Here is a 13738-nt window from a genome sequence, read left to right on the forward strand (position 1 = left end):
TGCCGTCTGGAAATCTGACGTGACGTCAGGAGAATACGCATGAACCGCCCATCGGTACGCTTTCCTGTTCGCGCCGCTGGCGCTGGCTCACTCTTCAGGTGGGTCAAGTGGGGATTCGTCGTCGCGTTTCTGGCCGCCCTCGTCATCATCGCGCGCATCGTTCAGATCGAAATCGACACGTCGCGCCTGCAGGCGCGCTATCTCTCCGAACTCACGCGCGACATCGGCTTTACGGTCGAGAACGGGCCGAGCCACAACATCCGCTTTCCCACCACGAACGGGCCGTACGACGTGCGGCTCGGTTATGCGCAGCTGCCCACCTTCGAGAACCGGCTTGCGGAACGCGGTTTCGCGATCGCCGCGCAGGCGCGCGATTCAGATCGCATGATCGCCGTCGCCGACCAGGGGCTTTTCCTGCCATTCGAAGAAAAGGACCAGGCCGGCATCGTGCTGCGCGACGCTTCCGGTGCGACGCTTTTCCATACGCGTTATCCGCAGCGCGCGTACGAGAATTTCGACGCGGTGCCGGCCGTGGTGCGCGACTCGCTGCTTTTCATCGAAGACAAATACCTGCTCGCCCAGGACCAGCCGAACCGCAACCCAGCCATCGACTGGGGGCGCTTTAGCCGGGCGCTCGTCGACCAGGGTGCGCGCCTCGTGAACCAGCATCAGCAAACGCCGGGCGGCAGCACGCTCGCCACGCAGATCGAGAAGTTCCGGCACTCGACGGGCGGTCGCACCTCCACGCCGCCGGAGAAGCTGCGCCAGATCGCGTCCGCTTCGCTGCGCGCGTATCTGGACGGCCCGCAGACGATGCCCGCGCGCCAGCAGATTCTCGTGCGCTACCTGAATTCGGTGCCGCTCTCCGCCAAGCCGGGCGTGGGCGAAGTCAACGGTCTCGGCGACGGCCTCGCCGCCTGGTATGGCCGCGACTTCCGCGAAGTCAATCGCATCCTGCGCGCGCCGCTGACGCCTGAGACGCTCGACGCGCAGGCGCTGGCGTTCCGCCAGGTGCTCTCGCTGCTGATCGCCCAGCGCGCGCCTTCGTATTTCCTGCAAAAGAACAACGAGGCGCTCGCGAAGCTGACCGACAGCTATATCCGCCTGCTCGGCGCCGGCGGCGTGATTACGCCGGCGCTGCGCGACGCCGCGCTCGGCACGCAGCTTACGCTCGACCGCTCGAAGCCGTCGCAGCGTGTGCCGGTTTCCTTCGTGGAGCGCAAGGCGGTGCTGACGCTGCGCACCCAGCTCATGCAGGCGCTGGGGCTGAAGACGCTTTACGACCTCGACCGCCTCGATCTGACCGCCACGGCCACGCTCGTCGACAGCGTGCAGCAGGCCGTGAGCGACCGCCTCGCCGACGCCGCGACGAAGGACGGCGCGCGCCAGGCGGGTCTGGTCGGCTTCGAGATGCTGCGCCCGTCCGACGATCCTTCGAAGATCGCCTATAGCTTCACGCTGTTCGAGCGCAGCAGCGGTGAGAACCTCGTGCGCGTGCAAACGGACAGCGTGAACCAGCCGTTCGACATCAATTCGGGCGCGCGCCTGAATCTGGGGTCGACGGCGAAGCTGCGCACGCTCGTGACGTATCTGCAGATCGTGAGCGCGCTGCACGCGCGCTACGCGGCCGACGACACAAAGTCGTTGCGCGCGATGCTGCCGCAAGTCGATCCGAGCGACGCGCTCACGCGCTGGGCGATCGACTATCTCTCGAAGACCTCCGACCGCTCGCTGCATTCCATGCTGGAAGCGGCCGTTGAGCGCAAGTACTCGGCCAGTCCCGGCGAGACGTTCTACACCGGCGGCGGCGCGCAGAGCTTCAACAATTTCGAGTCGAGCGACAACGCGCAGATTCTGACTGTGCATCGCGCGTTCCAGCATTCCGTGAATCTGGTGTTCGTGCGGCTCATGCGCGACATCGTTCACTACGAGATGATCCAGACTTCGGGGCCGCCCGCGCAATGGCTCGACGATCCTGTCGTGCGCACGCGTTTTCTCACGCAGTTTGCCGATGGTGAGAGCCAGGTCTACATGAAGCGCTTCTACACGCGCTACGCGGGCAAGAGCAACGACGAAGCGCTCGCGATCTTGCTGCAGCACACGCGCAAGGGCCCGGCGCGCATTGCGACCGTGCTGCGCAGCGTGAAACCCGACGGCAAACTGCCGTGGTTCGATGCACAGATGCGCGCGCAACTCAAGAACACGAAGTTCCAATGGCTCGATGACGAAGACCTTGCGCGCTACTACGACAAGTACGCCGTCGACAAATTCAACCTCAACGACCGCGGCTATATCGCGGGCATTCATCCGCTCGAATTGTGGCTGCTGAATTACATGCGCCTGCACCCGGATGCAACGCTTGCGCAGGTCCAGCAGGAGAGCCGCGACACGCGCCTTTACACCTACAGCTGGCTCTTCAAGACGAAGTATCACGCGACCCAGAACCGGCGCATTCGCCACATGATCGAGCTGCGCGCGTATGACGCGATCGGCAAGTCCTGGCGCGCGGTCGGTTATCCGTTCGACAACATTACGCCTTCTTATGGCGCGGCAATCGGTGCTTCGGGCGACCGCCCCGCAGCGCTCGCGCAGCTTATCGGCCTGATTTCGAGCAATGGCGAAAAGCTGCCGACGCATAGCTTCGAATCGCTCGACTTCGCGCGCGGCACGCCTTACGAGACGCACTTCGTTCATGCGTCCGCGCAGCCGCAAGCGCTGATCTCACCGGAAATTTCTCAAGTGGTGCGCGAGTTGCTGACGTCCGTGGTGGAGGGCGGCACGGCCAAGCGCCTCGCCGACGGTATGTCGCTCCCCGACGGCAAGACGCTGCCGGTCTACGGCAAGACGGGAACCGGCGACCAGCGCTTCAACGTGTACGCGCCGGGCGCGCGGCTCATCGAATCGCGCAAGGTGAACCGGAGCGCGACCTTCGTGTTCGTGATCGGCAACCGCTTCTACGGCACGCTTACGGCATGGGTGCATGAGCCGTACGCGGCGCGCTATACGTTCACGAGTGCGCTGTCCGTGCAACTGCTGAAGTCGCTCGCGCCGGTGTTGCAGCCGCTGCTCGAATCCAGCTCGGCGACGGACCGCCGTGAGAAGCCCGATCCCGTCCACGCCGCGCAGCAGATGACGCTCATCGACCCGCAGTCGGGCGAAATGCGCCGTGTGGTGTGGAACGGCAACGCGCTCGAATTCGACGACGCGCACTGATTCAGCTTATTCGGAATCCAAAGCAAAACGCGAGGCTGGCGCAATTGCGTCAGCCTCGCGTTCTTCCTAATGCGGTCTATATCCGCTTCAGTATCCGCTCGGCGGCGGAGGCGGCGACCCCGGCGGGGGCGGCGGCAAATAACGCGGTTGCGGCGCTGTCTGGAACTGCTGCTGAGGCGCCTGGAACTGCTGAGGCTGCGACATCGTCATGTTGCCGGGCGCCGGGATGCGGTTGCCGGTGGCGTACATGCATTGCAGATAAGCGTAGTCGTAGCGGCGCTGCACGTCCCATGCGGAACCCTGTGCGTTGCCCATGCCCACCGCGCTGCCCGCGAGCAGGCCCGCGCCCGCGCCGATGGCCGCGCCGTGGCCGCCGCCAAATGCGGCGCCCGCGGCAGCGCCGAGCGCCGTACCGACCACGGCGCTGCCCACGCCGGCACCGGTTGCCGCCTGGTTCGATGTGACGCCGCCTACCTGCTGGAAAGCGAACTGGCGGCAGTTCGCGTCGTCGGCACGGAACTGATCGAAAGTCTTGCCCGTGCCAGGCAGGGCCATCACGCTCGGCCCCGTGGGCGTCACGGCGCATGCGCTCAGCAGCCCCGCTGTGGCGAGTAGCGCGAGATACGTGTATTTCATGTGCGGCTCGATATTTTCAAGGTTTTTAGTTCGACGGCGCCGGCTGGGCGGGAACCGCGCGCCAGCCCGACGAACACTGCTTTACATACGGATAGTAGGTTTTCGACTCGTCGCAGTAATACCAGGTGTCGGCGTTCGCCTGCTGGTCGCCCGCTGCATCGCCAGGCGCGGCGTTGACGGGGCCTTGCTGCGGGTCCATCGCGGGGGCCTGCCCCTGCTCGATGTAATCGGGCGCCTGCGGCGGCGGCGCGACGATGACGGGCGCCGGCGCGTAATAGTAGGGCGCGGGCGCGACCGGGTAGTAATACGGCACGCCGGCGCCGAAATACACGCCGACACGCGCCGCCTGTGCTACGCCGCACACGCTGAGAAGCGCGGCCGCAGCGGCCCCGAGAAACAGTTTCGACCTTCTCACACACGATCTCCAGAAACGGGCAGGCCGGAGCAACGGCGCGCGCCAGCCGATTATCGAACGCTAAGACATTGCGGGAACCAATGCAATTACGCGAGTTGCACCGATTTTTCGAGTTGTTACAGAAGGCTCGGGGCTGATGGGGCGCGAAGGGTGGCCGTAGTGCGTACGGCGCGCAACGGCTCGCATCGCGCTCCATATTTCACAGAAAAGCGTGCAATGAGGCGCGAGCGCGCGTCGACGGGCTGTAATAATTGGATAGATCGATATCGACTCTTCGCACTTCGCCGTTATCGCACGCCGCCGTGGTCTCGCAATTAATAAGGAATCCGACATGAATAGACATTTTGCTGTCATGTCGCGACTTCGCTGCTCGTGTCGTGGGCCGCGACCTGACGCTGGCGGCTATGCACCGCCGGGCAAGGGCACGCTGATGCTGCTCGACCCCGCTTCGCTCTGCGCGCGCGTGGCCGAGGGGGCGACCGTCTGATCGACCGCCAGGGCGCGCCGCCTAGCGCGCGGCGCGTTCGCGCTCGAGCCGGCGCACGGCTTCGCCCACGTCCTGGCTGAACTGCGCGAGCGCGGCGAGTTCGAGGTTGGGCGGCTGCAGCGCGGACCAGAGTGCGTCTACGAGGCGTTCTGCCGTAGCGTCGATGTCCGTGCGGCGGTTGGCGAGCGTCGCGTCCCACAGCACATGCTCCATGGGCCCGAATACCAGCGAACGCAGTAGCCGCAGCGGCAGGTCGTTGCGGATCTGTCCGCTTTCCTGGCCGCGCGCCAGCACGCGCATGAGCGGCGCCGTGTAGCGGCGCTGCATTTCCACGAGCGCTTCGCTCAGATCGTGGTGCCGCGTGCGGCCTTCCGAGAGCACCAGTTCGCAGATACCGGTGCCGCTCTCCAGCATCAACTGCAGATGCATGCGCACGATGAATGCAAACTGCTGGCGCACGGTGCCGTCGCGCGGCAGGCCGCCTTCGATCGCGGCGATCGATTCGTCATACCAGTCGCCGATCACGCGCGCGCACAGCTCCCGTTTGCCCCGGAAGTAGCTGAACACCGTCGCCTCGGACACACCAAGGCGCTGGGCGATCTCGGCCGTGGTGGCGCGTGCGTACCCTTTTTCCGAGAACACTTCGCGCCCCGCCTGCAGGATCTCGCGCACACGCTGCTGCGACTTGCGCCCCGCCGGCTGGCGGCGCGACGCGGGCAGGACGGCTTTCCGGGCAACGGCTTCCATATTGAGCTTGATTCAATTTACGTCAGGATGGAATCGATTATCCGCGAAAAAAACGCCGCCAGACAGGGAAATTTCGTCGCCATGAAAACTTGAGCGTCACTCAGAAATATCTATTGACGTTAACGTAAATCTGGCGTGAAATGTGCGTCCATGGGGCGAAGCTACGCCCGGTTCGAGATTCCCTGGAGACACACATGAGCAACGTACCCGGTTTGCAGTTCCCGCTTGGCGAGGAAGTCGAAATGCTGCGCGACAGCATCGCTGGCTTCGCGGCGAAGGAAATCGCGCCGCGCGCGGGCGAAATCGACCGCACCGACCAGTTCCCAATGGACCTCTGGCGCAAGTTCGGCGACCTGGGCGTGCTCGGCATGACGGTTTCCGAGGAATACGGCGGCGCGAATATGGGCTACACGGCGCACATGGTCGCGATGGAGGAAATCTCGCGCGCGTCCGCATCGGTCGGCCTTTCGTACGGCGCGCATTCGAACCTGTGCGTGAACCAGATCCACCGCAACGGCACCGAGGCGCAAAAGCGCAAATATCTGCCGAAGCTCGTTTCCGGCGAGCACGTCGGCGCACTCGCCATGAGCGAGCCCAACGCCGGCTCGGACGTCGTGAGCATGAGGCTGCGCGCCGAAAAGAAGGGCGACCGCTACGTGCTCAACGGCACGAAGATGTGGATCACCAACGGCCCGGATTGCGACACGCTGGTCGTCTACGCGAAAACCGATCCTGAAGCGGGTTCGCGCGGCATTACGGCGTTCATCGTCGAGAAGGGCATGAAGGGCTTTTCGGTTGCGCAGAAGCTCGACAAGCTCGGCATGCGCGGTTCACACACTGGCGAACTGGTGTTCCAGGACGTGGAAGTGCCGGAAGAGAACATCCTCGGCCAGCTCAACGGCGGCGTGAAAGTGCTGATGAGCGGCCTCGACTACGAGCGCGCCGTGCTGGCGGGCGGCCCCACCGGCATCATGGCCGCGGTCATGGACGCGGTCGTGCCGTACATCCACGATCGCAAGCAGTTCGGTCAGGCCATCGGCGAATTCCAGCTCATCCAGGGCAAGGTCGCAGACCTCTATACGACCTACCAGGCGTGCCGCGCCTATCTCTACGCGGTGGGCCGCCAGCTCGACACGCTTGGCCGGGACCACGTGCGCCAGGTGCGCAAGGACTGCGCGGGCGTGATTCTCTACACCGCAGAAAAGGCAACGTGGATGGCCGGCGAAGCGATCCAGATTCTGGGCGGCAATGGCTATATCAACGAGTATCCGGTCGGACGTCTCTGGCGCGACGCGAAGCTCTACGAAATCGGCGCGGGCACGAGCGAGATTCGCCGCATGTTGATCGGCCGCGAGCTGTTCGCGGAAACCATGTAATCCTAAGCAACTCACGGTAACGAAGGGAGGACGGGATGCCGGTCATCGAATCGAAGCTCAATCCGCGTTCGGACGACTTCAAGGCCAATACCGCGGCACTCGAAGCGCTCGTCGCGGACCTGCGCGAGAAGATCCAGAAGCTTGCGCTGGGCGGCGGCGAGGCCGCGCGCGACAAGCACCTCTCGCGCGGCAAGCTGCTGCCGCGCGATCGCATCGCGCAACTGGTCGATCCGGGCACGCCGTTTCTGGAGTTCTCGCAGCTCGCGGCCTACGGCATGTACAACGACGACGCGCCGGGCGCGGGCATCATCACGGGCATCGGGCGCATTGCGGGGCAGGAATGCGTGATTGTCTGCAACGACGCCACGGTAAAGGGCGGCACGTACTATCCGGTCACGGTGAAGAAGCACGTGCGCGCGCAGGAAATCGCCCAGGAAAACAACCTGCCCTGCGTGTATCTCGTCGATTCGGGCGGGGCGAACCTGCCGAATCAGGACGAGGTGTTTCCGGACCGCGATCACTTCGGCCGCATCTTTTACAACCAGGCGAATCTATCTGCGCAGGGTATTCCGCAGATTGCGGTGGTGATGGGCTCGTGCACGGCGGGCGGCGCGTATGTGCCGGCCATGAGCGACGAGTCGATCATCGTGAAGAACCAGGGCACGATTTTCCTCGGCGGCCCGCCGCTCGTGAAGGCGGCGACGGGCGAGGAAGTGAGCGCCGAAGACCTGGGCGGCGGCGATGTCCATACGCGCCTTTCCGGCGTGGTCGACCATCTCGCGCAGAACGATGCGCATGCGTTGGCCATTGCGCGTTCGATCGTCGGCAATCTGAACCGCACGAAAACGCCGCCCGTGGTGCTGCGCGAGCCGCTGCCGCCGCGCTTCGACGCGAAAAGCCTCTACGGCGTGATTCCCGTGGATACGCGCAAGCCCTTCGACGTGCGCGAGGTGATCGCCCGCATCGTCGACGACTCGGCTTTCGACGAATTCAAGGCGCGCTACGGCACCACGCTCGTGACGGGCTTTGCGCACATCTGGGGCCACCCGGTCGGCATCATCGCGAACAACGGCATTCTGTTTTCCGAATCGGCACTGAAGGGCACGCACTTCATCGAGCTGTGCTGCCAGCGCAAGATTCCGCTGGTGTTCCTGCAGAACATCACGGGCTTCATGGTGGGCCGCAAGTACGAAAACGAGGGCATTGCGCGCAACGGCGCGAAGATGGTGACGGCAGTGGCCACGGCCAAGGTGCCGAAATTCACGGTCATCATTGGCGGTTCGTTCGGCGCGGGCAACTACGGCATGTGCGGCCGCGCGTATTCGCCGCGCTTCCTGTGGATGTGGCCGAACGCGCGCATTTCGGTGATGGGCGGCGAGCAGGCCGCATCGGTGCTCGCCACGGTGCGCCGCGACGGCATCGAAGCGAAGGGCGGCACGTGGAGCGCCGAAGAGGAAAATGCGTTCAAGCAGCCGATTCGCGACCAGTACGAACTGCAGGGCCATCCGTATTACGCGAGCGCACGCCTGTGGGACGACGGTGTGATCGACCCGGCGCAAACGCGCGACGTGCTCGGCCTGGGCCTTTCCGCCACGATGAACGCGCCGATCGAAGAGACGCGCTTCGGCGTGTTCCGCATGTGATGCATTGAGGACCAGACAATGCAATACGAAACGCTCACCGTAGAAGTCGTCGGACACGTGGCGACTGTCACGCTCAATCGTCCTGAGGTGCGCAACGCGTTCAACGAAGCGATGATCGCGGACGTCACGGCTGCGTTCACCGCGCTCGGCGCGCGCGACGATGTGCGCGCGATCGTGCTCGCCGGCAACGGCAAGGCCTTTTGCGCAGGCGCGGACCTGAACTGGATGCGCAAGATGGCCGGCTACTCCGACGCGGAGAATCGCGCGGACGCCATGCGTCTCGCGCAGATGCTCTCGGCTGTCTACCGCTGCCCGAAGCCGGTCGTCGCACGCGTGCATGGCGACGCCTACGCGGGCGGCATGGGCCTCGTGTGTGCGGCGGACATCGTGGTGGCCGTGGAGACCGCGCACTTCTGCCTTTCCGAAGCGCGCCTCGGCCTGATGCCCGCCACGATCGCGCCTTATGTGATCCGCGCGCTGGGCGAGCAGGCTTCGCGCCGCTACTTCGTCACGGCCGAAGCCTTCGACTGCGCCACCGCGCAGCGGCTCGGCCTCGTGAGCGAGGCCGTGAGCGCCGAAGCCCTCGACGCCACCGTGCAACGCATCACCGAAACGCTCTGTGCGAACAGCCCGAATGCCGTGCGCGAGTGCAAGCAGCTCGTGCAGGACATCGCCGGCCAGACGATCGACGACGCCCTGATCGAAGACACCGCCGTTCGCATCGCGCGTATTCGCGCGAGCGAGGAGGGGCGCGACGGCGTGTCGGCGTTCCTTGAAAAGCGCACGCCGCGCTGGCGCGATCAATAAGGCAAGAAGCAGGAAACGAAGCGAGGACAGCACATGTTCAACAAAATCCTGATCGCCAACCGCGGCGAAATTGCGTGCCGGGTTGCGGCGACGTGCAGGCGGCTTGGCATAAAGAGCGTGGCCGTGTACTCGGACGCCGACGCGAACGCCAAGCACGTCGCGGCCTGCGACGAAGCCGTGCATATCGGCGAAGCGGCCGCGGCACAAAGCTATTTGCGCTATGAGCGCATCATCGACGCCGCGCGCGCCACGGGTGCGCAAGCGATTCACCCCGGCTACGGTTTTCTTTCGGAGAACGAAGACTTTGCCCGCGCGTGCGAAGCGGCCGGCATCGTCTTTATCGGGCCGCCGGTCGAGGCGATCGCCGCCATGGGCTCGAAAGCGGCCGCGAAGGCGCTGATGCATGCGGCGGCCGTGCCGCTCGTGCCGGGCTACCACGGCGACGACCAGGACCCCGCGCTCCTCCAGCGCGAAGCCGATGCAATGGGCTACCCCGTGCTGCTCAAGGCGAGCGCGGGCGGCGGCGGCAAGGGCATGCGTGTGGTCGAGCGCAGCGAGGACTTCGCGGCGGCGCTCGCCTCGTGCAAGCGCGAGGCGGCCAGCAGCTTCGGCAACGACCGCGTGCTGATCGAGAAGTACCTCACGCGGCCGCGTCACGTCGAAGTTCAGGTGTTCGCCGACAAACATGGCGGCGCCGTCTACCTGTTCGACCGCGACTGCTCAGTGCAGCGCCGTCACCAGAAAGTGCTTGAAGAGGCGCCCGCGCCGGGTCTCGAAGACGGCGTGCGCCGCGCCATGGGCGAGGCGGCCGTGGCCGCGGCGCGCGCAGTGCATTACGAAGGCGCGGGCACCGTCGAATTCATTATGACGGGCGCCGACTTCTACTTCATGGAGATGAATACGCGCCTGCAGGTCGAGCACCCCGTAACGGAGATGATCACGGGCCTCGATCTCGTCGAATGGCAGTTGCGCGTGGCGGCGGGCGAGCCGCTGCCGCTCGGGCAGTCGCAGCTTTCGATCACGGGCCACGCACTCGAAGCGCGCATTTACGCGGAAAATCCGGCGCGCGGCTTCCTGCCGTCCACGGGCACGCTCAAGCATCTGCGCATGCCGGAGGGCGTCGAGTTCCGGCTCGGCGACGCGGGCCAGCGCGCGAGCGTGCGCATCGACAGCGGCGTGCGCGAAGGCGACACCATCACGCCGTTCTACGATCCGATGGTCGCGAAGCTGATCGTACACGGCGCCACGCGCGAGGACGCGCTTGCGCGTATGAAGCGTGCGCTCGAAGCGTGCGAGGTGGTGGGGCCGCATACGAACGTCGAGTTTCTGCAGCGGCTCGTGACCTGTGAGCCATTCGCAAGCGCCGATCTCGACACAGGCCTGATCGAGCGTAACCATGACGCGTTGTTCTCGCCGCAGCAGAAGCCGGTTCGCGAAGCGCTCGCGCTCGCGTGTGCGGCGCTGCTGGGCCGTGAGGGCGGCGCGGCGCATGGCGCGTCACCGTGGCACGCGCTTTCGCACTGGCGCCTGAATAGCGGTTTTGCGCAATCGCTCTCCTGGCGCGACGTCGAAAGCGATACCGCATTCACGGTGGCCCATACGCATGACGGTGGCGAGGAAACCCTCGCCTATGCGGGGCACGCGGCGCGCTACACGTGGTGGCGCGGCGAGGGCGTGGACGAATACGGGGCGACCATCGGCGACAAGCGCGTGACGGGTCGCGTATTCATCGACGGCGATGTGTTTCATGTGTTCTGTCTCGGCACGGCGATGGCGTTCGAGTGGCAGAACCTGCTCGCGCATGCGGCCGACGCGGAGCACGGCGAGGGCCGTCTGACCGCACCCATGCCGGGCAAGGTGATCGCCGTGCTGGTGGAACCGGGCGCCGTCGTCGAGAAGGGCGCACCGCTCATCGTCATGGAGGCGATGAAGATGGAACACACCATCGGCGCCCCTGCGGCTGGCAAGGTCACCGAAGTCTTGTATGGCGTAGGCGACCAGGTGGCCGACGGCGCGCAATTGCTCGTGCTCGAGGCTGCTTGATGCCGCTTTAACCCGCTTTAACCCGCTTGAAGCGGTTTGACTTGCAGGGCCAGGCAGTTCCTTCCGGCCTCCCCTGTAGCCGCAGGACGATGTGAGAGTTTTGCCCTGGGGCGCTCTGCTAAAGCGGAGCGCCCTTTTTTTCGCGCATTGCGGACGAGAACCGCTCAGTGTTCCTTCGCATGAGCGGCGAGCAGCTCTCGATGTCGCGCTTCGGTGGCGTCGTCGGCGGGGAACATGCATTCGAGGCGCAATTCCTGGGCGGCGATGTTTTGCGGCGTGCCCACGCTCGTCACCATCGAGAAATAGCGCAGCACACTGCCGTCGTCGATGAAACTGAGCGGAATGACCGGCATGGTGGGCGTGCCGCCCGATCCATGATGCGCTTTCCAGTCGCCCGGCACGCCGGGGAACGCGAGCAATTCGTCCAGCAGCGTGCGTGTTTCGTCGTCGATCACGCGGCCGACCGCTTCGCGATACACGCGTTGCAGAAGGCTTCGCGAAACGTTCTCCCAATCCGCGAGGAATGGGCGCATGCCCCGAGGATCGAACATCAAACGCAGCAAGTTGCGTGGGGCTGGGTGCGCGGCCATATCGAAGAAGTGGCCGAAGAAGCGCGGCGCGGCGTCGTTGGACATCAGCACGTTCCAGTGCCGGTCCATGACGATGGCCGGAAACGGATCGTGTTGGCGAATGACCCGCTCGAGCGCCCGCACGACATGCTGCATTTCCTGCGCATTCCACGGCGCATCCGAATAGACGGGCGCGTAGCCGGCGGCGAGCAACAAGGCGTTGCGTTCGCGCAAAGGCACGTCGAGCGTCTGCGCAAGGGTCAGCAGCGTGTCGCGGCCCGGTACGCTGCGTCCGCTTTCAATGAAACTGATTTGCCGCTGGGAGATCCCCGCGTCCAGCGACAAATCGAGTTGGCTCATGCCGCGCGCATCCCGCCAATAGCGCAGCAGGGTGCCGAGTTCGCTTTGCGGTGCGTTCAGGTCGGGGCGCGTGGGGTTCATCGGTTCTCCCAGGTTGGATGCGGACTCGATCATCAGTGGAGGATAGGCGCTCATGCGCGACTCACCAATTACATGCGATGTAATCGCCGAGTTGCGCAGGCAGTGCACGCGCCGCGTGCGGCCGCCTTCACTCGCGCGCACTTCGCGCAAAAACAGTGCGATGATTAGGTTATCTCTTCGGCCGACCTTTCAGGCCGAACCCTGGGAACGCGTCGCGGAGCGGATTCGCTACATGGTGGGATCCGGGGTCGGAAGGCAAATCCCGCTCCCTTCACCATGGCCGTACCGCCCCTCTACCAGACAGGTGAGGTCATCATGCTTGGTGTTCGTAAAGCTGTGTTCCCGGTGGCCGGAATCGATACGAGCTTTCTGCCGGCAACGAAGGCGAGCCCGAAGGAAATGCTGCCGGTCATCGACAAACCGCTCATTCAATATGCCGTTGAAGAGGCCATCGGTGCAGGCATTACCGAGCTTATCTTTGTGACGGGCCGCGGAAAGCGCGTCATCGAAGATCACTTCGACAGGTCCTACGAGGTCGAACACGTGCTTAGGGCGCGCGGCCGGCAGAATCTCGTCGAACTCGTGCAGAGCATCAAGCCGGCCAATGTGGAGTGCGTCTATGTCCGGCAAGCCGAACCGCTCGGTCTCGGGCACGCCGTGCTTTGCGCGGAAAAGCTGATTGGCGACGAACCGTTTGCGGTCGTGCTCGCCGACGATCTGCTCGACGGCAAGCCTCCGGTTCTCGCGCAAATGGTCCATATCTTCAGCCATTACGATTCCTCGGTTCTTGCGGTGGAAGAATTCGAGTCGTGGGAGTCGACGAGTCATGGCGTGATCGACGGCCGGCATTGGGACGAGCGCGTGATCAGCGTGAGCCGCATCATTGAAAAGCCGACGCCCGAACTGGCGCCGTCGAGCTTCGGCGTGGCCGGACGTTACGTGCTCATGCCGAGCATCTTCCACTATTTGCGCGCGCTGAAACCCGATGCCAACGGCGAGATCGAGCTCACGCCCGCCATTCACTCGATGCGTGAAGAGGAGCAGGTGCTGGCCTATGAGTTCGTTGGCAAGCGCTACGACTGCGGCACCAAGCTCGGCTATGTGCAGGCGACGGTGGACTTCGCCCTGCGGCATGCGGAATTGCAGGAAACCTTCGATGCGTGGCTGCGCGAGCGCATGGGCGCGGCGCAACTGGGCGCGTGGGCAGCGGGTTCGATGCTGAGCCAACCGGCGCCGGTCGCGCCCGGGCTCGCACATTGAAGCCATGCCGTTTGCGTAGGAGAGTTGAACGTTACCCGTGAACGGGCAGCCTCGATAGCATGACATCGCTTTGACCGGGCGGGTTCTAACGATGCCACCCT

11 protein-coding genes are annotated in these 13738 nt (G+C 64.7%); 7 read left to right on the forward strand and 4 right to left on the reverse strand.

What is annotated here, in order from left to right; translation table 11 throughout:
- The first annotated feature begins 39 nt into the window (after positions 1-39).
- Positions 40-3213 carry a transglycosylase domain-containing protein gene (locus BFD71_RS02665; RefSeq protein ID WP_083245002.1) on the forward strand — a complete coding sequence of 1058 codons (3174 nt, stop codon included), beginning with the start codon at positions 40-42 and terminating at the stop codon, positions 3211-3213.
- Between the two features lie 87 nt (positions 3214-3300).
- Here BFD71_RS02665 and BFD71_RS02670 read toward each other — a convergent pair whose 3' ends face one another.
- Positions 3301-3849, reverse strand: coding sequence for a glycine zipper family protein (locus BFD71_RS02670; protein ID WP_069261700.1), 549 nt, complete (start codon positions 3847-3849; stop codon positions 3301-3303).
- Between the two features lie 25 nt (positions 3850-3874).
- Complete coding sequence (locus BFD71_RS02675) at positions 3875-4264, reverse strand: hypothetical protein (protein ID WP_069261701.1); 390 nt, start codon at positions 4262-4264, stop codon at positions 3875-3877.
- A gap of 331 nt (positions 4265-4595) precedes the next feature.
- Between BFD71_RS02675 and BFD71_RS41265 the strand changes: the two genes are divergently transcribed.
- The gene (locus tag BFD71_RS41265; protein WP_176732809.1) at positions 4596-4751 is read left to right on the forward strand and encodes a hypothetical protein; all 156 of its coding nucleotides are present in this window, start codon (positions 4596-4598) and stop codon (positions 4749-4751) included.
- A gap of 21 nt (positions 4752-4772) precedes the next feature.
- Here the strand turns inward: BFD71_RS41265 and BFD71_RS02680 are convergent, their stop codons facing one another.
- Positions 4773-5498: a TetR/AcrR family transcriptional regulator gene (locus BFD71_RS02680; protein WP_069261702.1), complete on the reverse strand. Its 726-nt coding sequence runs from the start codon at positions 5496-5498 to the stop codon at positions 4773-4775.
- Positions 5499-5692: 194 nt separating this feature from the next.
- Here BFD71_RS02680 and BFD71_RS02685 point away from each other — a divergent pair, with 194 nt between their 5' ends.
- Genes BFD71_RS02685 through BFD71_RS02700 form a run of 4 tightly spaced genes read left to right on the forward strand, consistent with a single transcriptional unit; the run spans position 5693 to position 11367 of the window.
- Positions 5693-6874: an isovaleryl-CoA dehydrogenase gene (locus BFD71_RS02685; protein ID WP_069261703.1), complete on the forward strand. Its 1182-nt coding sequence runs from the start codon at positions 5693-5695 to the stop codon at positions 6872-6874.
- Between the two features lie 35 nt (positions 6875-6909).
- Entirely contained in the window at positions 6910-8517 is a 1608-nt protein-coding gene (locus tag BFD71_RS02690) for a carboxyl transferase domain-containing protein (protein ID WP_069261704.1), read from the forward strand.
- 18 nt (positions 8518-8535) lie between these two features.
- The gene (locus BFD71_RS02695) at positions 8536-9324 is read left to right on the forward strand and encodes an enoyl-CoA hydratase/isomerase family protein (RefSeq protein ID WP_069261705.1); all 789 of its coding nucleotides are present in this window, start codon (positions 8536-8538) and stop codon (positions 9322-9324) included.
- 33 nt (positions 9325-9357) lie between these two features.
- On the forward strand, positions 9358-11367 hold the full coding sequence (locus BFD71_RS02700; RefSeq protein WP_069261706.1) for an acetyl/propionyl/methylcrotonyl-CoA carboxylase subunit alpha: 2010 nt from the start codon (positions 9358-9360) through the stop codon (positions 11365-11367).
- Between the two features lie 164 nt (positions 11368-11531).
- Here BFD71_RS02700 and BFD71_RS02705 read toward each other — a convergent pair whose 3' ends face one another.
- Positions 11532-12377 (reverse strand): helix-turn-helix domain-containing protein, encoded by an 846-nt coding sequence (locus BFD71_RS02705; protein WP_069261886.1) that lies wholly within the window; start codon positions 12375-12377, stop codon positions 11532-11534.
- A gap of 315 nt (positions 12378-12692) precedes the next feature.
- On the opposite strand from BFD71_RS02705, the gene galU reads away from it, so the two are divergent.
- Positions 12693-13637 (forward strand): UTP--glucose-1-phosphate uridylyltransferase GalU, encoded by a 945-nt coding sequence (gene galU / locus BFD71_RS02710; RefSeq protein ID WP_083245025.1) that lies wholly within the window; start codon positions 12693-12695, stop codon positions 13635-13637.
- The last annotated feature ends 101 nt before the right edge of the window (positions 13638-13738 follow it).

The organism is Paraburkholderia nodosa (genome assembly GCF_001718195.1).
GTDB classification, from domain to species: Bacteria; Pseudomonadota; Gammaproteobacteria; order Burkholderiales; family Burkholderiaceae; genus Paraburkholderia; species Paraburkholderia nodosa_A.